This is a genomic window from Methylobacterium sp. W2 (assembly GCF_020662345.1).
In the GTDB taxonomy this organism is placed as follows: Bacteria; Pseudomonadota; Alphaproteobacteria; order Rhizobiales; family Beijerinckiaceae; genus Methylobacterium.
Window position 1 is genome coordinate 1 of the sequence record NZ_VMOA01000028.1, and the last position, 22,352, is coordinate 22,352.

19 protein-coding genes, 1 tRNA gene and 1 rRNA gene are annotated in these 22,352 nt (G+C 68.7%); 9 read left to right on the plus strand and 12 right to left on the minus strand.

What is annotated here, in order from left to right; all coding sequences use genetic code 11:
• A 5S ribosomal RNA gene (gene rrf, locus FPV16_RS15960) occupies positions 1-88 on the plus strand; the annotation flags it as partial.
• Positions 89-167: 79 nt separating this feature from the next.
• Positions 168-244 (plus strand) — tRNA-Met (locus FPV16_RS15965).
• 89 nt (positions 245-333) lie between these two features.
• Here FPV16_RS15965 and FPV16_RS15970 read toward each other — a convergent pair.
• On the minus strand, positions 334-498 hold the full coding sequence (locus FPV16_RS15970) for a YqaE/Pmp3 family membrane protein (protein ID WP_227439375.1): 165 nt from the start codon (positions 496-498) through the stop codon (positions 334-336).
• A gap of 107 nt (positions 499-605) precedes the next feature.
• Here FPV16_RS15970 and FPV16_RS15975 point away from each other — a divergent pair, with 107 nt between their 5' ends.
• A complete protein-coding gene (locus tag FPV16_RS15975) occupies positions 606-1,373 on the plus strand; it encodes a hypothetical protein (protein WP_227439376.1) in 768 nt (255 codons plus the stop codon).
• Positions 1,374-1,469: 96 nt separating this feature from the next.
• On the opposite strand, the gene FPV16_RS15980 is transcribed toward FPV16_RS15975, so the two are convergent.
• The 5 genes from FPV16_RS15980 to FPV16_RS16000 form a co-directional block, all read right to left on the minus strand.
• The gene (locus tag FPV16_RS15980) at positions 1,470-2,783 is read right to left on the minus strand and encodes a DUF4167 domain-containing protein (RefSeq protein WP_227439377.1); all 1,314 of its coding nucleotides are present in this window, start codon (positions 2,781-2,783) and stop codon (positions 1,470-1,472) included.
• A 402-nt stretch (positions 2,784-3,185) separates the two neighbouring features.
• Positions 3,186-4,133, minus strand: a complete 948-nt coding sequence (gene prmC, locus FPV16_RS15985; RefSeq protein WP_227439378.1) for a peptide chain release factor N(5)-glutamine methyltransferase — start codon at positions 4,131-4,133, stop codon at positions 3,186-3,188.
• The gene (gene prfA / locus FPV16_RS15990) at positions 4,130-5,215 is read right to left on the minus strand and encodes a peptide chain release factor 1 (protein WP_227439379.1); all 1,086 of its coding nucleotides are present in this window, start codon (positions 5,213-5,215) and stop codon (positions 4,130-4,132) included. The genes prmC and prfA overlap by 4 nt, the downstream gene beginning before the upstream one ends.
• A 99-nt stretch (positions 5,216-5,314) precedes the next feature.
• A complete protein-coding gene (ptsP, locus tag FPV16_RS15995; protein WP_227439380.1) occupies positions 5,315-7,579 on the minus strand; it encodes a phosphoenolpyruvate--protein phosphotransferase in 2,265 nt (754 codons plus the stop codon).
• A gap of 73 nt (positions 7,580-7,652) precedes the next feature.
• Positions 7,653-8,888, minus strand: coding sequence for an aspartate kinase (locus FPV16_RS16000; RefSeq protein ID WP_227439381.1), 1,236 nt, complete (start codon positions 8,886-8,888; stop codon positions 7,653-7,655).
• A gap of 190 nt (positions 8,889-9,078) precedes the next feature.
• On the opposite strand from FPV16_RS16000, the gene ubiG reads away from it, so the two are divergent.
• The 3 genes from ubiG to FPV16_RS16015 all read left to right on the plus strand — a co-directional run bounded on the left by ubiG (position 9,079) and on the right by FPV16_RS16015 (position 11,499).
• Positions 9,079-9,825: a bifunctional 2-polyprenyl-6-hydroxyphenol methylase/3-demethylubiquinol 3-O-methyltransferase UbiG gene (gene ubiG / locus FPV16_RS16005; protein WP_227439382.1), complete on the plus strand. Its 747-nt coding sequence runs from the start codon at positions 9,079-9,081 to the stop codon at positions 9,823-9,825.
• Between the two features lie 49 nt (positions 9,826-9,874).
• On the plus strand, positions 9,875-10,444 hold the full coding sequence (locus FPV16_RS16010) for a YbhB/YbcL family Raf kinase inhibitor-like protein (RefSeq protein WP_227439383.1): 570 nt from the start codon (positions 9,875-9,877) through the stop codon (positions 10,442-10,444).
• Between the two features lie 80 nt (positions 10,445-10,524).
• Positions 10,525-11,499: an NADPH:quinone oxidoreductase family protein gene (locus tag FPV16_RS16015; RefSeq protein WP_227439384.1), complete on the plus strand. Its 975-nt coding sequence runs from the start codon at positions 10,525-10,527 to the stop codon at positions 11,497-11,499.
• 15 nt (positions 11,500-11,514) lie between these two features.
• Here FPV16_RS16015 and FPV16_RS16020 read toward each other — a convergent pair whose 3' ends face one another.
• From FPV16_RS16020 to FPV16_RS16030, 3 genes are all read right to left on the minus strand, one after another.
• Complete coding sequence (locus tag FPV16_RS16020) at positions 11,515-14,811, minus strand: error-prone DNA polymerase (RefSeq protein WP_227439424.1); 3,297 nt, start codon at positions 14,809-14,811, stop codon at positions 11,515-11,517.
• A gap of 244 nt (positions 14,812-15,055) precedes the next feature.
• On the minus strand, positions 15,056-16,627 hold the full coding sequence (locus tag FPV16_RS16025) for a DNA polymerase Y family protein (RefSeq protein WP_227439385.1): 1,572 nt from the start codon (positions 16,625-16,627) through the stop codon (positions 15,056-15,058).
• Complete coding sequence (locus FPV16_RS16030; RefSeq protein WP_227439386.1) at positions 16,551-17,321, minus strand: ImuA family protein; 771 nt, start codon at positions 17,319-17,321, stop codon at positions 16,551-16,553. Before FPV16_RS16030 ends, FPV16_RS16025 begins: the two co-directional genes overlap by 77 nt.
• 308 nt (positions 17,322-17,629) lie before the next feature.
• Between FPV16_RS16030 and FPV16_RS16035 the strand changes: the two genes are divergently transcribed.
• On the plus strand, positions 17,630-18,559 hold the full coding sequence (locus FPV16_RS16035) for a collagen-like protein (protein WP_227439387.1): 930 nt from the start codon (positions 17,630-17,632) through the stop codon (positions 18,557-18,559).
• On the opposite strand, the gene FPV16_RS16040 is transcribed toward FPV16_RS16035, so the two are convergent.
• From FPV16_RS16040 to FPV16_RS16050, 3 genes are all read right to left on the minus strand, one after another.
• On the minus strand, positions 18,554-19,786 hold the full coding sequence (locus FPV16_RS16040; protein ID WP_227439388.1) for a TIGR03862 family flavoprotein: 1,233 nt from the start codon (positions 19,784-19,786) through the stop codon (positions 18,554-18,556). The two genes, FPV16_RS16035 and FPV16_RS16040, sit on opposite strands and share 6 nt — an antisense overlap.
• A gap of 57 nt (positions 19,787-19,843) precedes the next feature.
• Positions 19,844-20,608 (minus strand): ComF family protein, encoded by a 765-nt coding sequence (locus FPV16_RS16045; protein WP_227439389.1) that lies wholly within the window; start codon positions 20,606-20,608, stop codon positions 19,844-19,846.
• Between the two features lie 87 nt (positions 20,609-20,695).
• Positions 20,696-20,923 carry a hypothetical protein gene (locus FPV16_RS16050; RefSeq protein WP_227439390.1) on the minus strand — a complete coding sequence of 76 codons (228 nt, stop codon included), beginning with the start codon at positions 20,921-20,923 and terminating at the stop codon, positions 20,696-20,698.
• 101 nt (positions 20,924-21,024) lie between these two features.
• On the opposite strand from FPV16_RS16050, the gene FPV16_RS16055 reads away from it, so the two are divergent.
• Both FPV16_RS16055 and FPV16_RS16060 read left to right on the plus strand, forming a co-directional pair.
• Positions 21,025-21,936 carry a methyltransferase domain-containing protein gene (locus FPV16_RS16055; protein ID WP_227439391.1) on the plus strand — a complete coding sequence of 304 codons (912 nt, stop codon included), beginning with the start codon at positions 21,025-21,027 and terminating at the stop codon, positions 21,934-21,936.
• A 10-nt stretch (positions 21,937-21,946) separates the two neighbouring features.
• Complete coding sequence (locus FPV16_RS16060; protein WP_227439392.1) at positions 21,947-22,306, plus strand: DUF427 domain-containing protein; 360 nt, start codon at positions 21,947-21,949, stop codon at positions 22,304-22,306.
• Positions 22,307-22,352 lie beyond the last annotated feature (46 nt).

Here is a 22,352-nt window from a genome sequence, read left to right on the forward strand (position 1 = left end):
CCCGATCCCATCTCGAACTCGGCCGTTAAACACACCAGCGCCCATGGTACTGTGTCTCAAGACACGGGAGAGTCGGTCGCCGCCAGACCTGCACAGAACAGGAAACATACACTCCCAATAAACGATCTCGACCTTGCCGGCGCACCCTCGCCGGCAGAACACCCTGGCGCGGGGTGGAGCAGCCCGGTAGCTCGTCAGGCTCATAACCTGAAGGTCACAGGTTCAAATCCTGTCCCCGCAACCAACATCACAGACCATCTCCAGGCACCCCATACCCAAAGCCCGCAGCGCACAACGCCGCGGGCTTTGTCGTGTCCGTCACAATAGAAATACTCAGCGCGAACGCATCACAATCCAAAGAGCGTGGATCGAGCCTGGCAGATAGAACAGAATGCACAGCAGGATGTTCAGGAAGAACTGAACCCCGATCCCGACGGTCATAAGCACCGCAATCGGCGGCAGGAAAATCGCGATGAGAATGCGGATAAGGCTGGACACGGTGTTTCCCTGATCGATCGAGTGATGGGTCGCCCCGGTGAACCGAAACGGCCGCGCTTAAGTTCCCTCAGCCTCGCTGTTCCCGCTGCGTGAATGGTCGACATCTCATGCTGATCGAAGGGTTTCATTACTTTACGACACCGGTCCCGCGGGCGCAGCGGAAGCTGGGTTATCTGCGCGAGAGCGTCCTCTTGATGTCGCGGTCGCGGCGTTGCCGTGCGGCATGGGCGGATCATCTCGATGCGGCCCGGTCCGCCACCCGGCAATCCTGCGCAGATCTGGTTCGTCGTCGCACCGCCGTGATCCTCGGCTCGGGCCTTCTTGACGACGTGCCCTTGGATGATCTGGCCCAACGCTTCGCGCGCGTGATCCTGGTGGACATGGTCCATCTCTGGCCGGCTCGCTGGGCAGCGCGTCGCTATGCGAATGTCACTCTCCAGGTCCTGGATCTGAGTGGATGCGTCAGCTGGCTGAGAGGGGAGGGGGAGCGGTGTGCCGATCCTCTCTCGGTGTTCGACCGGGACGACATCGACTTCGTCGTGTCTGCCAATTGTCTTTCCCAATTGCCGATCCTGCCCCTGGATTGGTTCGAGGCGCGCAATAGGCCCCCTCCCAGCGACCTCGGCCGCAGCATCGTGGCCGGTCACCTCGAAGGATTGTCGCGTCTACAGGCGCGTGTCTGCCTCATCGCCGATACCGGGCAGGTGACGGACGATCGCGAAGGCCACGTCATCGAACGGCTCGATCTGCTCCATGGCATCACTCTGCCCGATCCCGACCGGTCCTGGATCTGGGAGATCGCGCCGTTCGGTGAAGTCGGGCGGCACCGGAGGGAGCGCCATCACGTTCAGGCTCACCTCGACTGGCGGTCATAACGATCGATATGAAAAAAGCCGCCCCGAACGGGGGCGGCTTTCGAAATGTCTGAACGACCGACCTTCCGATAATGGTCGAGTAGCGGCTCCGATACCCTATTCCACGGTGGAGGGCGTATCGTCGGTGCTGTTGCCGCCGCCCTCGGAACTGTCCGATCCCTCGAAACGCGGACGACGCCGACGACGCGGCTTGGGGGTGGTGGGAGAGGTCTCGTCCCTGGGCACCTCGCCGGCGAGATCCCGCGTCGGCTCCGCCTCGCTCGTCGGTTCCACGAAGCGCTCGGGCGCCGGCGCCGCAACCGGACGGGGGGCGGCGGTCAGGAAAGCCGGCAGGGCACCGACGACATCCTCGGAAGAACGCAGATCGGGCTCCTCCCGGCGACGGGACCGCCGCGGAGCCGTCTCAGACGAACGGCGACTGTCGTTGCGCGGGGTGTCCTGACGGGGTGCATCCTGCCGAGCGGCTTCAAACCGGACAGGCTCCTGGCGTGGGCTCTCCTGACGAAGAGCTTCCTGCCTGGGCGCCTCCTGACGTGAGATGTCCTGGGAGGTCACATCCTGTTTCGGCGGAGCGTCGTTGCCCTGAAACTCGCTGCGAGGGGCGTCGTAGCGGGAGCTGTCGTTGCGGCCCTCGTTGCGGCCCTGGGCACGGTTGAAATCGGCACGCGGCTGGTCCTGGCGAGCGTAGTCCTGGCGCACCTGGTCTGGCCGAGCTTGGTCCGGTCTGGCCTGCTCGTTCCGTGGCTGCTCGTGCCTCGGGCTGTCCTGCCTGTTGCCCTCGCCCCGGAAGGAATCCTGCCGATTGTAATCCTGTCGGCCACCGTCGTTGCGGTTTCCCTCGTAGCGGGAGCCTTCCTGGCGGCCGCCATCTTGCCGGTTGCCGTCCTGCCGCTGGCTGTCCCGATTGCCTTCGAAACGCTGCGGACGATCGTTGCGGTTCTGGAAGCGCTCACGGCGCGGGTTGCGCTGATCCGACGGCGATTCCTGCCGTGTATCTTGGCGCGTATCCTGGCGGGGCTCGTAGGATTGCGGCTGAGGCTGCGGCTGTTGGGCCGGATCGCCGTATTCTTCGTTATAGCCGTTGCCGTAGCCGTTGGCGGCATAGCCCAGGCTCGCGCCCTGACCCTCATCGTCGCCGTCGTCATCGTCGTCGTAGCCGTTGCGGGCATACCCACCATTCTGCTGGCGGTTCTGCTCCTGGGCACCCGAGATGATGCGGAAATAATGCTCGCCGTGCTGGAAGTAGTTCTCCGCAGCCACCGGGTCGCCACTTGCTTGCGCATCACGCGCGAGCTGGGCGTATTTGTCGGCGATGTGCTGCGCCGTCCCACGGATTTTTACATCCGGCCCGTTGGACTCGTAGGAACGCGTCAGCGGATTCGGACCTTTGGGGCGGTTGCGACCGCGCATCCGTCTATTCTGGTTTGGTCTCATCGGTCTCGATTGACCCTCGTTCAAATCGGAGCGTCTGATGATGCGGCGGGGCTACGGGCGAAGAAAGATGACCCGTTTCGGGCTCTTCCTAGTCCTCGTAGGATCCGGTCAGTGGTTCCGCGATCGATTTTGCCGTGCTCGCCGTATGTCCGGTCAACCGATTCCCGCGCTCACAGTGCGGCGCTCATCGGTCGTCTGGCACTCAATTCATCAAGCTTCCACACGGCGTCTCGTGCGTATCGGCTTGATGGTGGGGAGATCGTCTAAAAGTATCGCGTGCTAGACGCCGCCGACACTTCTACCTCGATCCGCCTTGACGGATCGTTCGCGACCTGACTGTGACATTAGCGGCTCCCCAAGCCTACAACAAGCTCTTTTTCATCGCCTGTCATCGTTGGCTGTTGGCAGAAGGCCGGACAATGTGACGACACGGGCGTGACCAGCAAGATCATGCCTCACGGACCCGCGTGCGAAACCCGCTTGGCGGCCGATCCGCAAGACGTCCTCGGCCTGATCATGACCGATCTCGAAGACGAGGGCACCGTCCGGCGTGAGAAGAGCGCAACCGCCTGCTGCCCCGCGCACCTCCGTCACGATCCGTCTGTACGCCGCGAGTCCATCCTCGCCACCATCGAGGGCGCCGCGTGGATCGTGGCAGCGGACTTCCTTGGACAATGTCGAAATCGTTGCGCTCGGAATGTAGGGCGGGTTCGAGAGGACGATGTCGAAGGGCTTGCCGAGGGCGGAGCACCAATCGCCGGCCAGGAAGGCGGCACGCCGTCCGACACCGTTGATCCGCGCGTTGGTCCGGGCGCAGGCGAGCGCTTCGTGCGAGCGGTCGAGGCCTACGCCGAAGCCCTGTTTCCATTCGCTCAGGAGCGAGACGAGAATGCAGCCGGATCCGGTTCCGAGATCGAGGAGGCGCAGGGGGCGGTCGCGGGTGGGGTGGAGCGCCAATGCGGCATCGACAACTGTCTCGGTGTCCGGCCGTGGAACCAGGGTGGCGGCGTTGAGGACGAACGGGAGGCCCCAGAACTCCCACTCGCCGAGGATACGCGCCACGGGCTCGCCAGCGAGCCGCCGCCGCATCGCGTCCCCCAGCCGCAGGGCGCCCTGCTCGCCGATGGGGACCGTACCGGAAAGGGCGAGTTCGGTCGGCGTGATGCCAAGAACGTGGAGGAGGAGGAAGCGGGCGTCGTTTGCGCCGCCGTCGATCCCGGCCTCCGACAAAGCCGTGACGGCGTGGCGTAGGGCCTGCGCGCGGCTCTGCCGAGGATCGATGCCGCTGCTCACAGCGCCGTCGTCCGTGACGGCAATTTGCTTCACGCCATGCCTTCGGCGGCCATGAGTTCCGCCTGATGCTCGGTGATGAGGGCATCCACGAGCTCGTCCAGCGCCTCGCCCGCGAGCACCTCTTCCAGCTTGTAGAGGGTGAGGTTGATGCGATGATCGGTGACCCGCGCCTGCGGGAAATTATAGGTCCGGATACGCTCCGAACGATCGCCGGACCCGACCTGCGACTTGCGGTCTGCGGCCCGGACGGCGTCCTTTGCCGTCCGCTCGGCATCGTAGAGCTTGGCACGCAGGAGCGACATGGCGCGCGCACGGTTCTTGTGCTGCGAGCGTTCTTCCTGGACGAAGATGACGATCCCGCTCGGCATATGGGTGATGCGGATCGCCGATTCCGTCTTGTTGACGTGCTGGCCGCCGGCGCCCTGCGAGCGCATCGTGTCGATCTTCAGGTCGGCATCGTTGACGACGATATCGACCTCCTCGGCCTCCGGCAGCACCGCCACCGTGGCGGCGGAGGTGTGGATGCGCCCTTGAGCTTCGGTATCGGGCACGCGCTGGACGCGGTGCGCGCCGCTCTCGAACTTGAGCTTGGCGAAGACGCCCTTGCCCTTCACCTCGGCGATGACCTCGCGATAGCCGCCGACAGTGCCTTCGCTCTCGGAGATGACGTCGACCTTCCATCCCTTCAGGTCGGCGTATCGCGCGTACATCCGGAACAGATCGCCGGCGAAGAGTGCGGCCTCGTCGCCGCCGGTCCCGGCACGGATTTCGAGGATGGCGCTCTTCTCGTCGGCGGCGTCCTTGGGCAGCAGGATGACCTGGAGCGCCTTGTGCGCGGCCTCGAGCCCCGCTTCCGCATCGGGCTTCTCGGCGGCGGCGAGCGCACGCATCTCGGCATCGCCCCCTGGCTCGTCGATGAGGGCCTCGATCTCGGCAAGGTTCGTCGCCGCGGCGCGGTAGGCATGGATCGCCGCCACGACGCCGTCGAGTTCGGCGAGCTCCCTCGACAGTTGGACGAAGCTGTCGGAATCGGCCGAGCCCGCGCTGAGCGTGGCGGTGACGATGTCGTGCCGCGTCAGGATGGCGTCGAGACGGTCTGAAGGAATAGGGGTCATCGCCCGGAGGATACTCTCAACTGTGGAATGCGCATGTCCGACGGACGTGCCGGGTCCGCGGGGGTGGTCATGGCTGTCGGCAAGACGCCGTCACGCTCGCTAGATAGGCACGCCCTGCGCCTTGGCGAAGGCGGTGAGGACCGGCCTCAGGCTGGCGCTGTCGCCCGACCGTTCGATCTCCGCATCGATGAGAGCGGTAACGGCGGCCGCATCGAGGGCGAGCACCATCGCCTTGACCGGGCCGATGGAGGCCGGCGACATCGACAAGTTGCGGAAGCCGAGGCCGATCAGGGCCATCGCCTCCAGGGGCTTGCCGCCGATTTCGCCGCAGATGGTGACGGGGCAGCCGGCGGCGGTCGCCCGCTCCGCGATGAGGCGGAAGGCGCGCAGGGCCGGGATGCTCAGCGTGTCGAACCGGTTGGCGACGCGGCGGTTCTCGCGGTCCACCGCGAAGAGGAACTGCATCAGGTCGTTCGAGCCCACCGAGAGGAAATCGGCCACCTTGGCGATCTCGTCGATCTGGAACAGGAGCGAGGGCACCTCGACCATCACCCCGAGGCGGCAATCGCTCGGCAGGACATGGCCGTGGCGGCGCAGATGCGCCTTCTCGCGATCGACGATGGCCTTGGCGCGGACGAACTCGTCCACCGTCGCCACCATCGGGAACATGATCTTGAGCGGCCGGCCCGATGCGGCTCGCAGCAGGGCGCGTAACTGCACCCGCAGCAGGGCGGGGCGGTCGAGGCCGATGCGGATGGCGCGCCAGCCGAGGGCCGGGTTCTCCTCCTCGAGGGCCGGCATGTAGGGCAGGATCTTGTCGCCACCGATATCGAGGGTGCGGATCGTCACCGGCAGGTCGCCGGTGGCCGAGAACACCGCCTCGTAGAGCGATTGCTGCTCGGCGGCAGACGGCATCCGCTGCGCCACCATGAACTGCAGCTCGGTGCGGAACAGGCCGATGCCCTCCGCCCCGGTCTCGTGGAGATGGGTCAGGTCCACCAGCAGCCCGGCATTGAGCTGCAGGCCGATGGCGACCCCGTCCCTGGTGACGGCCGGCAGATCGCGAAGCGCCCGGTACTGTTCCTGGCGACGCGCACGCAGGCGGACCTGCTCGGCATAGGCAGCCTCGATCTCAGGCCCGGGCCGGACCTGGATCTCGCCGGTGACCCCGTCGACGATGATGGCGTCGCCCGCGTCGCAGAGCGCCGTGGCGTTGGCGATCTCGCCCACCGCCGGGATGCCCAGCGCCCGGGCGACGATGGCGATGTGGCTCGTCGGGCCGCCTTCCTCGAGCACCACGCCGCGCAGGGAGGCGCGGTCGTAATCGAGGAGGGCCGCCGGCCCCATGGAGCGGGCGACGAGGATCGCGTTCTCGGGGAGCTCGCGGTGCGTGCCGTTGCTCTCCGTCCCGATCAGCGTGCGCAGGAGCCGGTTGGCGAGGTCGTCGAGGTCGTGCAGCCGGTCGCGCAGATACGGATCGCTCTGCCGCATCATCCGGGCGCGATTGTCCGATTGGACACGCTCGACAGCGGCCTCCGCCGTGAGGCCGGAATGGACCGCCTCGCGCATCCGGCGCAGCCAGCCCTTGTCGTGGGCGAACATCCGCACCGTTTCCAGCACCTCGCGCGACTCGCCGGTGCCGATGATGTCGCCGCGCTCAACGAGCTCGTCGATGGCCGAGCGGACCTCGCCGATGGCCTCCTCCAGGCGCTCGACCTCCCGCTCCAGGTTTTCGGCGATGAGCTGCTTCACGATGATGCGCGGCTCGTGCAGCACCACGTGGCCGAGGCCGATGCCGTCGGCGAGCGCCACGCCGCGCTGGCTCACGGCACGGCGCGCGGCTGAGCCCGCACCCGGGGCCAGGGATTGCAATTCACCCGAAGCGATCATCTCGGACAGCACCATCGCCGTCGTCTGGAGCGCTTCGATCTCCTCCTCCGAATAGACCCGGTAAGTGAGGTTCTGCACCACGAGGACGCCGAGGGTGTTCCCGGCGCGCAGGAGCGGCACGCCGAGGAAGGCGTGGTAGGCCTCTTCCCCGGTCTCGGGCCGGTACGAGAAGGACGGATGCGACTGGGCGTCCGAGAGCGAGAGCGGCTCGGCGGTCTTGGCGATGAGGCCGACGAGGCCCTCGTCCGCCCGCATCCGGGTCAGGTGGACGGCCGAACGGTTCAGGCCCTCGGTGGCGAACAGTTCGAGCGTGTTGTCATCACTGAGGACATAGACCGAGCAGACCTCGGCGATGACGTTCGCCGCGATGAGGGTGACGATTCGGTCGAGGCGTGCCTGTGGACTGACCGGCTCCGCCATCGCTTCGCGGAGGCGGCGCAGCAGCAGGCGCGGGCCTCCGGGCGCAGCAGGCATAGACTCCTCGATCCGAATTCAGTCCCCCGAGACCCGCAGGCGCAAGTTTCATGCGCGGCGACGGGGGCGGCGCTCAAGCCTGATCGAGGCCGTATAGCGAGTGGAGCGTGCGCACGGCAAGCTCCGTGTAAGCCGCATCGATCAATACGGAAAACTTGATTTCCGACGTGGTGATCGCGCGGATGTTGATTCCCTTTTGCGCGAGCGCCCTGAATGCCTTGGCGGCGACGCCCGCATGGCTGCGCATGCCGACGCCGATGGCCGAAACCTTCACGACATCGGTGGCGCCCTCGATCTGGGCGAATTCGATGATGCCGCTCTGCGCGTCGAGAATCGTGCGGGCGCGGTCGTAATCGGCGGACGGGACCGTGAAGGTCATGTCGGTGGTCGACTGGTCGCCCGACACGGTCTGGATGATCATGTCGACGTTGATGTTGGCATCCGCCAGCGGCCCGAAGATCGCCGCGGCGACTCCGGGGCTGTCCTTGACGCGGCGGAGGGTGATCTGCGCCTCGTCCTTCGAGAAGGCGATCCCGGTGATGATCTGCTGTTCCACGATGTCGTCCTCGTCGCAGATGAGGGTGCCGGTGCGGGCATTGTCGGGCGGGTCGAAGCTGGAGCGCACCGTGGTGGGTACGCGATGGACCATGGCGAGCTCGACGGAGCGGACCTGGAGCACCTTGGCCCCGAGGGAGGCCATCTCCAGCATCTCCTCGAAGGTCACCCGCTCCATGCGCCGGGCCTTGTGCACCACGCGCGGGTCGGTGGTGTAGACGCCGTCGACGTCGGTGTAGATGTCGCAGCGCTCGGCGCCGATGGCGGCGGCGATGGCCACCGCGCTGGTATCCGAGCCGCCCCGGCCGAGCGTCGTGACGCGGCCGGTCTCGGCATGGATGCCCTGGAAGCCGGCGATCACGGCGACTTCACCGCGGGCGAAACCGGCATCGAGATTCTTGGGGTCGATCGCCTCGATCCGCGCCGAGCCGTGGGCATCGGAGGTCTCGATCGGGATCTGCCAGCCCTGCCAGGAGCGGGCCTTGATCCCGTTCTTCCGGAGCGCCGTGGCGAGGAGGCCCGCGGTGACGAGTTCGCCCGAGGCGACGACGGCGTCGTACTCCGCCTCGTCGTAGAGCGGGTTGGCGTCCTTGACCCAGGCCACGAGTTCGTTGGTCTTGCCGGACATGGCCGAGACCACGACGGCGACGTCGTAGCCCGCCGCGATCTCGCGCTGCACGTGGAGCGCCACGTTGCGGATACGGTCCACGGTCGCCACCGATGTGCCGCCGAACTTCATCACCAAACGGGGCATGTCGGGTCCGCGTCGATCCATTCCAGAGCCGGCTGTCTGCCGGGAGCGCGGCGCTTTATCGGCTTCGAGCCGGAGCGGCGTCCCGCCGCTGTACCGGCCGGTGCTTCGGCGGGTACAAGGGCACTTCGGACGTGTCAACAATCGGGCATGCGGGCGGGATGGCCCGCATCCGGGTCGGAAGGTCAGGCGAATGAATCCAGCGGCATCCTCTTCCGTCGACGCCGAGGAAGTCGCGCGCTTCGAAGGCATCGCCGCGACGTGGTGGGCCGAGGACGGGCCGATGAAGGTGCTGCACCGGTTCAACCCGGTGCGCCTCGCCTATATCCGCGACGCCATCTGCGCGAAGTTCGGCCGCGACCCGCGCATGTCCTACCCGCTGAAGGGGCTGACCATCGTCGATGTCGGCTGCGGCGGCGGGGTCCTGTCCGAGCCCCTGGCGCGGCTTGGCGCCACCGTCATCGGGCTCGATCCGGCACCCACCAACATTGCCGTGGCGCGTTCCCATGCGAAGGCCGGGGGCGTGACGGTGGATTACCGCTCTCAGACCATCGAGGAGGTGGTGGCCGCGGGCGAGCGGTTCGACGTCGTGCTAATCATGGAGGTGGTGGAGCACGTGGTCGACATGCCGGCCTTCGTCGCCAGCGCCTGCCAGGCGGTGAAGCCGGGCGGTCTCCTGTTCGCCGCCACCCTGAACCGCACGATGCGCTCCTTCGCGCTGGCCATCGTCGGAGCGGAATACGTCCTCGGCTGGCTGCCGCGCGGAACCCACGACTGGAACAAGTTCGTGAAGCCGGAGGAACTCTCCCGCGCCATCGCGCGCGGCGGCCTCTCCGTCACCGATACCACCGGCGTCGTGTTCAATCCCCTCGACGGGAGCTGGCGGCCTGCCCGCGACACGGCTGTGAATTACATGGTCGCGGCCGCCCGTCCGGCCTGAACCGGACCCCACCCTCCTCGTTGACGATGCGGATCGACGAGGAGACGTCATGCTGGAAAAGCTTCCGCACGCGGTCGGCTCGGCCCTGTCGGGTCTGAAAGCCGGCCTCGACACAACCGCTTACCACCAGGATTTCGAGAGTGTGCCCGAGACGATTGCGCTGACGAGCCCGGCCTTCGCCGATGGGGCGAGCCTGCCGGCTCGTTTCACCGAGGATGGGCCGGGCGTCTCGCCACCGCTGGCGTGGAGCGGCCTGCCGGCCGGCACGAGCCGCGTGGTGCTTCTGGTTGAGGATGCCGGCAGCCCGACGCCGAAGCCCCTGGTTCATCTCATCGCCTGGAATCTCCCAGCACAGGAGAGCCTGTCCGAAGGCGATCTCGCCAGCACCGCCGGCGAGGGGCGGGGGCATGACCTGGGCAAGAACAGCTTCCTCAAGGACCAATGGCTGCCGCCGGATCCGCCCACCGGACACGGTCCGCATGCCTACCTGTTCCAGATCTATGCCTTGTCTGCTCCGCTCGACCTGCCGGCGAGTCCGGGACGCGCCGCACTCATCGAAGCCATGGCGGGTCGGGTCCTCGCCAAGGGCTGCCTGACCGGGCTCTACGAGCGCCGCTGACGGCGAACGCTTGCGCTGCTGCCGCCAATCGGTGCAAGCGCGCTCAAGCAGGAGGCGCTGCGGCTCAAGGGAGGATCGGCATGAAGGCTTTGCTTTGCACCAAACTCGGCGGCCCCGAGGATCTCGCGATCGTCGAGGTGGCCGATCCGGTCGCCGCGACCGCCGAGGTCGTGGTGCGGGTGACGCTGGCCGCGCTGAACTTCTTCGATACGCTCATCATTGCCGGGCGCTATCAGGTGAAGCCCGATCTGCCGTTCTCGCCCGGCGGCGAAGCGGTCGGAATCATCGAGGCCCTCGGGGAGGGCGTCGAGGGGTTCGGGATCGGCGACCGCGTCATCGTCCACCGCACCTACGGCACCTGCGCCGAGCGCATCGCGGTGGGCATTCGGCATCTCACGCCCGTGCCCGATGCGGTGAGCGACGAGCAGGCCGCCGGCCTCACCATCACCTACGGCACCTCGCTCCACGCCCTGCGGGATCGGGCGAAGCTTCAGGCCGGCGAGACGCTGGCGGTGCTCGGGGCGTCAGGCGGAGTCGGTCTCGCCGCGGTGGAACTCGGCGTGATCATGGGGGCGAAGGTGATCGCCTGCGCCTCCTCGCCGGAAAAGCTCGCGGTGGCGCAGGCGCATGGCGCCGAGATGGGCCTCGATTACAGCGCGGACAATCTGCGCGAGGGGCTGAAGAAGCTCACCGAGGGACGGGGCGTCGATGTGATCTACGATCCGATCGGCGGCGACTATGCCGAGCCCGCCCTGCGTTCGCTCGGCTGGAAGGGGCGCTACCTCGTCATCGGATTCGCCGCCGGCGACATCCCGCGCATCCCCCTCAACCTCGCTCTCCTGAAGGGCATCGACATCCAGGGCGTGCATTGGGGCGTGTTCGTGGAGCGCGAGCCGGAGGCTCACCGGGCAAACCAGGAACAGCTCCTCGCCTGGGTGGCGGAAGGGCGCCTCAAGGCGAAGATCCACGGCACCTATCCGATGGAGGAGTTCGTCGAGGCCCTGGGCATCCTCAAGCGCCGCGAGGCGGTGGGCAAGGTGCTGCTGCGGCCGTGATCCTGTTTCCTTTCATCAATGGAAGTCCCGGCTGCGGTAGACGCGCCGGTCCGGCGGTGCCCCGAAATCCGTGGTCTCCGCCGGGAGCTTGAGGCCACCCTCGCGCAGGGTCCGCAATTCCTCCGTCAGGTCGCGGAACTGCTCGGCGAGGAGATGGACCACCAGCCCCGAGCGCTGGATGCGCCCGCGCACGGCGATGAACCGGGCACTCATGGCGATGCGCCGGTTGGCCTCGAACACCTTCTTCCAGACGATGACGTTGCAGATGCCGGTCTCATCCTCCAGCGTCAGGAACACCACGCCCTTGGCGGTGCCGGGGCGCTGCCGGGTGAGGACGAGGCCCGCCACCGTGACGCGGGCGTTCTGCGCCCATGAGGGATCGTGATGCGCTGCCGCCGGGATCGCGCCGATGCGGGCGAGGCGGGCGCGGAAGAACGCCATCGGATGGCCCTTCAATGAGAGCCCGGTGGAGACGTAATCCTCTGCCACATGCTCGGAGAGCGCCATCGTGGGCAGTTCCACCGCGGGCTCGGCCCGGAACAGGCCGTCATCGGCATGGAAGGCGAAGAGCGGCATGGCGGCGTCGAGGAGATGGGTGCGCCGGTCGGTGGGGACGCCCCGCGCGGCGCTGGCGCGCATCGAGGTGCCTTCCAGCGCCCGCACCGCCCAGAGGGCGGCTCGACGGTCGAGGTCGAGGGAGCGGAAGGCGTCGGCCTCGGCAAGGCGCTCGAGGGCGTTGCGGGGCAGCGTCAGGGCGGCTTGCAGACCCTCGACGCTGGCATAACCGTTGCCGCGCAGGGCCACGAGCCGGGCCATGGCGGCTTTCGGCAGGCCGCTCACCTGCCGCAGGCCGATACGGACGGCGAAGCGGCGCTCCGGCCCCCACTGCTCCGAGGCCGGCTCCAGGGTGCAATCCCATTCGCTGGCATTGATATCGGGTCCGCGCACCTCGACGCCATGGGCGCGGGCATCCCGCACCAGCTGGGCCGGCTGGTAGAAGCCCATGGGCTGCGAATTCAGGATCGCGGCGAGGAAGACGTCCGGGTGGCGGCACTTCATCCAGGCGGAGGCATAGACCAGCAGGGCGAAGCTCGCCGCGTGGCTCTCGGGAAAGCCGTAGGTGGAGAACCCCTCGATCTGCTTGAAGCAGCGCTCGGCGAAATCGCGCGGATAGCCGCGCCCGGCCATGCCCTCGATGAACTTGGTCTTGAAGTTTCCGATCTGGCCGTTGTGCCGGAAGGTCGCCATGGCCCGGCGCAACCCGTCGGCCTCCGAAGGCGTGAAGCCGGCCGCCGTGATCGCGATCTGCATGGCGTGCTCCTGGAACAGCGGCACGCCGTAGGTCCGTTTCAAGACCTCTTCGAGTTCGTTCACCGGCCCGTGCTCGGGAGAGGGGGAGGGGAAGACGACGGGCTCCTCGCCCGAGCGCCGCCTCAGGTAGGGATGGACCATGTCGCCCTGGATCGGCCCCGGACGGACAATGGCCACCTGAACCACGAGGTCGTAGAATTCCTGCGGCTTCAGGCGCGGCAGCATTGACATCTGCGCCCGGCTCTCGACCTGGAACACGCCGACGGAATCGGCCTTCGACAGCATTGCGTAGACGTCCCGCTGCTCCCTCGGGAGGTCTGCCAGGGTCTCGTAGGCAATGCCGTGATCCTCGCGCAGGAAGTCGAGGCCGCGCCGGAGGCAGGTGAGCATGCCGAGCGCCAGCACGTCGACCTTGAGGAGGCCGATCGTGTCGATGTCGTCCTTGTCCCATTCGATGAAGGTACGGTCGGCCATCGCTGCGTTGCCCACCGGCACGGTCTCGTCGAGACGTCCCTTCGTCAGCACGAACCCGCCCACATGCTGCGACAGGTGGCGCGGGAAGCCGATGAGCTGGATCGCGAGGTCCACCGCCTGTCGGATCGCCGGGTTGGCGGGGTCGAGCCCGGCCTGCGCGATATGCTGGTCGGGCAGGCCGGCGCCCCAGGAGCCCCAGACCGTGTCGGCCATCATGCCGGTGATGTCGGGGGTGAGGCCCAGCACCTTGCCGACCTCGCGGATCGCGCTGCGGGGCCGGTAGTGGATCACCGTGGCGCAGATCGCCGCCCGGTCCCGCCCGTAGCGCTCGTAGAGATACTGGATCACCTCCTCGCGGCGCTCGTGCTCGAAATCGACGTCGATGTCGGGCGGCTCGTCCCGGCTCTCGGAGATGAAGCGGGCGAACAGCAACCGGATCTTGGTCGGGTCCACCGCCGTGATGCCGAGGCAGTAGCAGACCACGGAATTGGCCGCCGATCCGCGGCCCTGGCACAGGATTCCCCGATTGCGGGCGAATTCGACGATGTCGTGGATGGTGAGGAAGTAGCGGGCGTAGTCGAGGCGGCGGATCAGATCGAGTTCGTCGGCGAGGGACGTCGCGACTCCATCCGGGATGCCGTCCGGGTAGCGCAGTTCTGCCCGTTGCCGGGTGAGGTATTCGAGATGCCCCTGGGCCGTCCGGCCGGGGGGGACGGACTCGTCGGGATACTCGTATTTCAGCTCCTCCAGGGAGAAGCCGCAGGTCTCGGCAATCTCGATCGTGCGCGCGATCGCCTCCGGGTGGTCGGCGAAGAGCCGGGCCATCTCGGCCGGCGGCTTCAGGTGACGCTCCGCATTGGCCTCCAGACGGTAGCCGGCCTCGACCAGGGTGCAGCCCTCGCGGATGCAGGTGAGCACGTCCTGCAGGGGGCGCCGGTCGGGATGGTGGTAGAGCGCATCCGAGACCGCCACCATCGGTGCGCCGAGGCGCTGCCCGAGCCCGGCGAGGCGGCCGAGTCGACGCCGCTCGTCGCCGCGGTAGCGGTGGCTCGCGCCCAGGAAAACGCGGCCGGGGGCCGCCTCCGCCAGGGCGGCGAGATGGCGGGCGAAAACGGGATCGTCCTCCTCCGGCGGGAGCGCGATGAAGACCTGCCCCCTTGTCGCCGCGAGCATGTCCGGGACACCGAACCGGCACGCCCCCTTCTCCGAGCGGCGGTTGCCATCCGTGAGCAGCCGGCAGAGCCGGCCGTAGCCGTCGCGGTCCATCGGATAGGCGACGGCCTCGAACCCCTCCTCGGTGACAAGGCGAACGCCCGGCAGGTAGCGGATCGTCGCTTCGCCCGCCTTCTCCCGGCGCTTGGCCTCGGCATGGCCGCGCACCACGCCCGACAGCGTGTTGCGATCGGCGATGCCGATGGCGTGGAGCCCGAACTCGGCACCCTGCGCCACCATTTCCTGCGGATGCGAGGCCCCGCGCAGGAACGAGAAGTTCGTGGTGACCGCGAGCTCGGCATAGGGCGGGGTCATGCGCAGAAAGATGGGCCGTTCGCGCAATCCCCTCTCCCCGCACGCGGGGAGAGGGCCGCGACGACCCCGTTGTCGGCGCGGCGAGGCGGTAGCCGAGGGTGAGGGGGCGCGTCCGAAGGAGCCTCGTCCGGAATCTCCCCCTCACCCTCGCTCCGGCTTCGCCTCCGCTCATCGCAGGCACGGCAAGGTGCCCGCGATCCTCTCCCCGCCCGGCGGGGAGAGGGGAGGGCGCTCATCTCGGCCCTCACGCGAACAATCCCTGCACGAACCAGCGCGCCGCCGTCTGCGCCGTGTGGAATCCTTCCCGGTAGAGCCAGAGGCGCCGGCCGGTTTCGTCCTCGACCACGTAGTAATCCCGGGTGGGGGCAGGCGCGTGCCACCAGGCGTCGGCGATGCGCTCCGGACCCTCGGCATGGGCGATCCGATGCAGGCGCCGCCGCCAGCGGAAGCGCTGGGGCGGCCCGTCGGGGGCCAGCGAAAACACCTCGTCGGCCGCCTCGCTGCGGGACAGGAGGACCAGGGGACGGGACGGCATCCCGCCCTGTGGCCGGGGGCCCACCCGCTCGGGCCACCGCATCTCGATTCTTCTCACCCGCCACGGCTCCAGGGCATCGGCGCGTTCGGGGATGTGGCTCGCCCGTGGGCTCACGCGGATGACCCTCGCCCCGATGCGTTGGCTGAGGGCGTCGGCGAGGCGGGCGGTCCTGCCGGTCTCGGCTTCCCGGTCGAGGCCCGTCTCGGCCAGTGCGCCCTGGCGTGCCTCCAACCGGCCGATGCCGGTCACGTCGAGCCGCACGGTCTCGAAACCGAAGCCGGCATCGAGGGCCGGCCCGAGCCGGTCGAGGCGCAGATCGAGCAGCCGCCCGATCTGGGTCGGGCATAGGGTCGGTTCCGATAGGCCGAGATCGAGGCTGCGCTCGATTCCGTCGACCCGGTGAAGGCTCAGCCGCAGAGATCGCGCACCGAGGCCCGAGGCGGCGAGGCGGGGGGCGATCTCCTGCATCAGCCGCATGGCGGTGGCGACGATGATCGTCTGATGCTCGATCGGATCGAGAAACCCCCGGCTCGCACCGAAGGTAGCCGGCTCCCCCAGGGAGACCAGCGGCTCCGGTCTCCTGCCCAGCGCCTGGTCGAGGCGCAGGAGCAGGCTCTCGCCGAAGCGTCGGGCCAGGGGAGGGCGGGCCGCCTCGGCCAGGGCTCCGATCCTGCGCAGGCCGAGGCGGCGGAGGGATTCGGCGATGGCCGGCTCGATCCGCAAGGCACTCACGCAGAGGTCGCGCAGGGCCGGCGCGTTGTCCCCCCGGGGCACCACGACGGGGTTCGTCGAAACGCCGTGGCGGGCAAGCGCGAAGGCGCAGGCCGGCGTATCGGCCAGGGCCAGCCGGGCGGGGACCGCATGGGCCGACAGACGGGCGGCGAGGTCGCCCAACAGGGCTTCTTCCCCGCCGAACAGGTGGCTCGCCCCTTCCACATCGAGAAAGAAGCCGTCCCCGCCTTCCCCCGGCCCGAACGGCGCCACCATGGGTGTATAGCGCCGGGCCCAGAGGCAGAGCCGCGCGAGGGCGGCGGCATCGGCTTCCGGGTCTGCGGGATGGACGGCGACGCCCGGCCCGATCCGGGCGCGAGCCCGTGCGAGGGGCTCGCCCGGACGCAGGCCGAGAGCCCGGGCCGCGGCATCCACGGCCGTGATGCGCAGGCCTCCCGGCCCGATGGCGGCCACGACGGCGGGGGAGGTCGCCTCATCCGGTGCGGCACGAGCGCGCCTGAGGCGCGTCAGCGGCCACTGCTCCAGCCAGACCGAAACGATGCGCGGCATGATCCCACTCCAGAAGCCAATTCCCCGTCCGTCCGTTGCGGCAGCGGTCGAGCCGCGCCTGCCAGCACGGCCGCTCGATGCAGCCGAACCGGTCCCGCAGGGCCGCGCCCGAGCCGATCCGCCAGCGGGTCGCCGCCATGTTCGGGTTTTCCGCCTGCGGTGGCCGCAGGACGAGAAGGAGGCGGGAGGACGCCTCGCCCGCCAGATGCAGCCGCCGGCTCTGCTTCAGCGGCAGGCCGGCATCCACCAGCCCCGCCACCGCCCTCAGCCCTTGCGAGCGCAGGGCCTCCTCCACGGCGCGGTAGGCATCCGCGTCGGTCTCGACCTCCAGGATCAGCAGGCGGCCCGGATCGAGGCCGAGCCCGGCCAGACCGTGGCCGTAGGGTGTCGGATGCCCCTTGCCGATGACGAGGAGAGCCTCCCCGTCCACCCGCGCGAGGTGGCGGGCCATGAGGGCGAGGGTGAAGCCCAACGCCGCCGCTTCGTCGCCCTCGGCTTCCGGGGCGATTTCGTGCGGCCGGCCGAGGGAAAGCCCTCCGCCGGGAAGGCCGGAATCGATATGGGCGATTCCCAGAGGCAGGGCCTCGACGGACAGGGCGTCGGCATGTCCTCCCCCGTGGCCGCGTAGGGCGTCCAGAGCGATCCGCCGGCGCCGCTCGAGCCCGTCCGTCTCCGTTTCGCCGTCATCGCGCATCTTCGTCGAGCCAAATCCATCTTGTCCGTCCCATCACCGGACAATAAGAACAAAACAAGAACAAGCTCAACCGATTTCGGGGGGATGAGAAATTCCTGAACGGTGACAGACGCTTCCCCTGTGGACGGCTGTGGATGAGTGTGGATGGAGGAACGACCGCGAGACGGCCGGAGGAGCTGGGCCGGACTTGACCGCATGACCGGACCCGGCATTGTCCCCCCGCCGTGCCGGACCTCCGGCGCATCAGCCTGGAGTGAATGCCCATGCGCCTCGACCATGCCGACAAGTGCCCGGCCCCGAGAGATTTCATGGCCAAATCATTGATAGGGTTGATGATCCTCGCCGGATTAGCGGCCGGTCCGGCAGCGGCTCAGGCGCCCGGTCAGGTCAGTCCCGGCCAGCCCGGCCGTGGGATGAGCGCCGCCCCTGCGACGGATGCCGCCGCGGCTCCGGGGCCCAGGGCGGCCAGGCCCAGGCCCAAGCGGGTCGTGGCGCCGTCGCAGCCGATCCAGGTCTACGATGCGCGGATCGAGGCGGGGGATCTGCGGATCTCCGGCAGCGTGCGCAAGGCCGGCACCGTCGTGATCCTCGACGAGGACATCTCGGTGATGGCCGATTCGCGCGGCCGATTCCTGTTCCGTCTGCCCTATCGGCCCGCCACCTGCGTCGCGGCGCTGAAAGCCGGCGAGGACGAGAGGGAGGCCGTGGTGGCCAATTGCGCGCCGGCCGGCGAGCCCGGACCCAAGGGCGATGCCGGCCCGCAGGGTGAACCCGGTCCCCAGGGTCTGGCGGGGCTGGCCGGTGCGCCGGGTGTGGCGGGGCCCGCAGGCGAGGCCGGGCCGAAAGGAGAGGCGGGACCGAAGGGCGAGGCCGGGCTCAAGGGGGAGACTGGCCCCCAGGGACCGATCGGCCCCAAAGGCGATGTCGGCCCCAAAGGCGACGTTGGCCCGAAGGGTGATAGTGGTCCCAAGGGGGATACGGGGTCCCGAGGCGCTGCCGGTCCGCAGGGTGAACCGGGAGCGGCGGGCATCACGGCCAGTGCCGCCACCTCCACCTTGCGTCCCGTTCGCAACGAGACGTGCTCGTCCGGTGGCTGCGAGTTGAGCTGTGACAGCGGTGAGGCCTTCGTCTCGGCCTATTGCCTGTCCTCCGGCAGCCCGTCCTTCGCCAATGGCGGGGCCAGCGCGTCCTGTCCGTCCGACGCCAAGGGCATGGTCGGGTTCTGCTCGCGTCTATAGGTCCGGGTCGGCCTCATCGAGCCAGTCCATCATTCCGGCGGCCGCGGCGCGGCCGCTGGAAAAGGCGCCCTGCAGCAGGTAGCCGCCGGTGGGGGCTTCCCAATCCAGCATCTCGCCGGCGACGAACACGCCGGGCCGCGCCTTCAGCATGAAGCGGGAATCGATGGCCTCGAAGGCGACGCCGCCCGCCGTGGAGATCGCCCGCTCGATCGGACGGGGGGCAAGGAGGCGTAAGGGGGCCGACTTGATCAGTGCCGCGAGATCGGCCGCCGCAGACGGAAGGGCGCGACCGGCGGCCTCGCGCAGCAAACTCGCCGCCACGGGGTCGAGCCCCGCATCCTTGCGCAGGCGCGTGGCGAGGGACGCCCCCGGCTTGTGCGTCGCGAGGCGTCGCATCAGCGCATCCTCGGTGAGGTCCGGCCGCAGGTCGAGGACGAGACGGGCCTCGCCCTTAGCCTCGATCTCCTCGCGGATGAGGCGCGACAGGGCATAGACCGCGCCTCCCTCGATCCCGTCCGCGGTGACCATGGCCTCGCCGCGCACGGTCGCGTCGCCGAGCCTGAGCGCGACGCGCTTCAGGGGCGTCCCGGCGAAACGGTCGCGGAACACGTCCGACCACGGCACGGTGAAGCCGACATTGGCGGGTTTGAGCGGCGAGACGGCGATGCCCGCCTCGGTGAAGACCGGAACCCACGCGCCGTCCGAGCCGAGCCTCGGCCAGCTCGCGCCGCCGAGGGCGACGAGCGTCGGCCGGGCCTCCAATGCCATCCGCCCTTCCGGTGTCTCGAAGAGCAGATGCCCGTCCTCCCAGCCGAGGAAACGATGACGGGAGAGGATGCGGACGCCCATGGCGTCGAGCCGCCCCAGCCAGGCCCGCAGGAGCGGGGAGGCCTTGAAGCTCTTCGGGAAAACGCGGCCACTGGAGCCGATGAAGGTCGGCTGGCCGAGCCCTTCGCACCAGTCCCGCAGAGCTTGCGGGGGGAAGGCGTCGATCGCTCCAGCGAGGGGCGGCTGGGCCGGGTGGTAGCGGCGGTGGAACGATGCCAGCGGCTCGCTGTGGGTGAGGTTCAGGCCGCCGCGACCGGCGATGAGGAACTTGCGCCCCACCGAGGGCATCCGCTCGTAGAGCGTGACGCGATGACCGGCTTCCGCCAGCATTTCGGCGGCGGCGAGCCCCGCCGGGCCGCCGCCGATCACCGCAATGTCCCTGGAAGTCGATCCTGTCATGGCGCTGGGAGGCCGTGGCTGCGCCTCGCTGTCAAGGGCGGATCGTGGTTGCGCGTGTCATCCGGCCTCGGAGGCGACCAGGGCGAAGGTGAGCACGTCCACCGATGAGGCGCCCCCGCGCAGAAGAGCGCGCGACGCAGCGTTGGCGGTGGAGCCGGTGGTGGTGACGTCGTCGATGAGCAGGACTTTGCGACCCTGAAGCCGTGACCTTGCGGCGGCCGGCACCCGGAACGCGCCCTGGAGGTTCGTCGCCCGCGCGGCGCGGCTGAGACCCACCTGCGAGCGTGTCGCCTTCACTCGTGCGAGTGTCGCGGTCTCGCAGGGCAGACCGGAGAGTCGGCCGATCCCGCGACCGAGGAGGGCGGCCTGGTTGAACCGGCGGCGCCACAGGCGCGTCCAGTGCAACGGCACCGGCACGAGGCAATCGGCCTCCCGCAACAGCTCGGCCCCGGCTGCCGCCATCATCCGCGCCATGGGGGCGGCGAGATCGAGCCGGTCCTCGTATTTCAGGCGATGGACGAGATCGCGAGCCACATCGTCGTAGAGAGCCACGGCTCTCGCTCGTCCGAAGACCGGCGGATCGGCGATGGCCCGAGGGGACAACAGGGGGCCAAGGCCGAGATCGACGGGAAACGGCGTGCCGAGGCGCTGGCAATAGGGCTCCTCAATGAGGCGCAGGCTCGACCAGCAGCGGGGGCACAGAGCATGCGGATCGGCGGTGGCGGCACCGCAGCCGGCGCAGGTCGGCGGATAGATCAGGCCGAGGGCGCCCGCCGAGAGCGAGCGGACGCCTCGCCGAAGGAACTGGGCGGCGGACACCATGCCCCTTGCTTACGGCCTCGTCCGCCGCCCCGCGACGAGATTTTTCCGAGATGGCCCTTCGTGGAGCGAGACCTGAGAAACGGCGCTTTACTGTCCGGCGGGCTGCTGTCCCTGGTTCTGCTGCTTGTCCTTCTTGTTGGCCCTGTGGTGGCCGATGGCGCATCCGGCCGCCGCCCCCATCTTGCCATGTCCGGCCATATGGCCGGCGACGCCGCCCACGAGGGCGCCCTTGATACAGCCCTTGGCCTCGGCGGAATGGCTCAGCGACAAAGCTGCGAGGGTGGACAAGGCGATCGCCGCAACGAGTCGAATCATGGGTCCGGTCTCCGGTTTCCGTTATGAGGCTCCAACATTCCGCCGCTCACGCCCGTTCCCCGCTGGCAGGATCACGTTTCCGCGCCAGCTATCAGGTCGAGATGACGATTCCACCGCCCCTCTTCGATACGGGTCTCGCTCGCCGGCGGCTCGCTCGCGCTACACGCGCGGGCTATGCGGATTTCCTGCTTTCACGCCTCGCCGACGACCTCGACGACAGGCTCTCTGCGATCCTGCGGGCATTTCCGGAGGCCCTCGACCTCGGGACGCCGAGTGCCGTCCCCGCCCGAGGCCTCCTGCGCTCCGGCCGTGTCGGCGCGATCATCCGCGTGGCTCCTTTCGCCGAGGCCGGCGGTGGTCTCGCCCTCGCCGTCGGTGATCCCGAGGCGCTGCCGCTGGCAGCCTCGCGCTTCGACCTCGCCGTGTCGCTGCTGGCCCTGCAGCACGTCAACGATCTGCCGGGGGCGCTGGCGCAGCTGCGCCGGGTGCTGAAACCCGACGGGCTGTTCATCGGCTGCCTCCTGGGTGGACGCACCCTCACCGAGCTGCGTCAGGCCTTCGGCCAGGCCGAGGCCGAGATCGAGGGGGGGATCAGCCCGCGCGTGGCCCCCTTCGCCGAGGTGCGCGAGATGGGCAGCCTGCTCCAGCGCGCCGGCTTCGCCCTGCCGGTGACCGATGTCGACACGCTCACCGTGCGCTACGCCGATCCCTTCGCCCTGATGCGCGACCTGCGCGCCATGGGCCTCACCAACGTGCTGACCGAGCGCCGCCGCACGCCCCTGCGCCGCGATACCCTGATGCGGATGGCCGCGATCTATGCCGAGCGGTTCGCCGATCCCGACGGGCGTCTGAGGGCGACGTTCGAGGTTCTGTGGCTCTCCGGCTGGGCGCCCCACGAGAGCCAGCAGAAGCCGCTCAAGCCCGGCAGCGCCAAGTCCCGTCTCGCCGACGCCCTGGGCGTTCCCGAGATCACGCCCGGCAAGATCACGACCGGTACGACCAGCGATCCTTAAGGAGACGACGATGAAAGAGCCCGGCCCGGACCACCCCATCATCATCGAGACGAGCCACCGGCGCGTCCGCGTCATCCTCGCCGGCACCGTGATCGCGGAATCCGGTGCCGCCCTCGTCCTTCGCGAGGCGAGCTATGGGCCGGTCTATTACCTGCCCCGCGCGGATGCGCGCTGGGAGTATTTCACGCGCTCGGCGCGCAGCAGCCACTGCCCCTACAAGGGCGAGGCCAGCTATTACACGCTGACGGTCGGCGATACGGTTCGGGCCGATGCGGTCTGGAGCTACGAGGCTCCATTCCCCTCCGTTGCCGAGATCAGGGACCACCTCGCCTTTTATCCGGACAGGGTCGACGCGATCGAGCTTCTGTAGGCCCCATCACGCGTGGGACTGTTCGGCTCGGGATCAGGCGATCGGT

Bases quoted from the DNA above. Each gene is read 5' to 3' on its own strand.
- ptsP (WP_227439380.1), bottom strand. From the start codon at position 7,579: ATGCCTGCTGCGCCCGGAGGCCCGCGCCTGCTGCTGCGCCGCCTCCGC.
- FPV16_RS16015 (WP_227439384.1), top strand. From the start codon at position 10,525: ATGAAGGCTTTGCTTTGCACCAAACTCGGCGGCCCCGAGGATCTCGCG.
- FPV16_RS16000 (WP_227439381.1), bottom strand. From the start codon at position 8,888: ATGCCCCGTTTGGTGATGAAGTTCGGCGGCACATCGGTGGCGACCGTG.
- FPV16_RS16035 (WP_227439387.1), top strand. From the start codon at position 17,630: ATGGCCAAATCATTGATAGGGTTGATGATCCTCGCCGGATTAGCGGCC.
- ubiG (WP_227439382.1), top strand. From the start codon at position 9,079: ATGAATCCAGCGGCATCCTCTTCCGTCGACGCCGAGGAAGTCGCGCGC.
- FPV16_RS16030 (WP_227439386.1), bottom strand. From the start codon at position 17,321: ATGCGCGATGACGGCGAAACGGAGACGGACGGGCTCGAGCGGCGCCGG.
- FPV16_RS16055 (WP_227439391.1), top strand. From the start codon at position 21,025: ATGACGATTCCACCGCCCCTCTTCGATACGGGTCTCGCTCGCCGGCGG.
- FPV16_RS15975 (WP_227439376.1), top strand. From the start codon at position 606: ATGCTGATCGAAGGGTTTCATTACTTTACGACACCGGTCCCGCGGGCG.
- FPV16_RS16060 (WP_227439392.1), top strand. From the start codon at position 21,947: ATGAAAGAGCCCGGCCCGGACCACCCCATCATCATCGAGACGAGCCAC.
- FPV16_RS16025 (WP_227439385.1), bottom strand. From the start codon at position 16,627: ATGCCGCGCATCGTTTCGGTCTGGCTGGAGCAGTGGCCGCTGACGCGC.
- FPV16_RS16045 (WP_227439389.1), bottom strand. From the start codon at position 20,608: ATGGTGTCCGCCGCCCAGTTCCTTCGGCGAGGCGTCCGCTCGCTCTCG.
- FPV16_RS15980 (WP_227439377.1), bottom strand. From the start codon at position 2,783: ATGCGCGGTCGCAACCGCCCCAAAGGTCCGAATCCGCTGACGCGTTCC.
- FPV16_RS16010 (WP_227439383.1), top strand. From the start codon at position 9,875: ATGCTGGAAAAGCTTCCGCACGCGGTCGGCTCGGCCCTGTCGGGTCTG.
- FPV16_RS16050 (WP_227439390.1), bottom strand. From the start codon at position 20,923: ATGATTCGACTCGTTGCGGCGATCGCCTTGTCCACCCTCGCAGCTTTG.
- FPV16_RS16040 (WP_227439388.1), bottom strand. From the start codon at position 19,786: ATGACAGGATCGACTTCCAGGGACATTGCGGTGATCGGCGGCGGCCCG.
- FPV16_RS16020 (WP_227439424.1), bottom strand. From the start codon at position 14,811: ATGACCCCGCCCTATGCCGAGCTCGCGGTCACCACGAACTTCTCGTTC.
- prfA (WP_227439379.1), bottom strand. From the start codon at position 5,215: ATGACCCCTATTCCTTCAGACCGTCTCGACGCCATCCTGACGCGGCAC.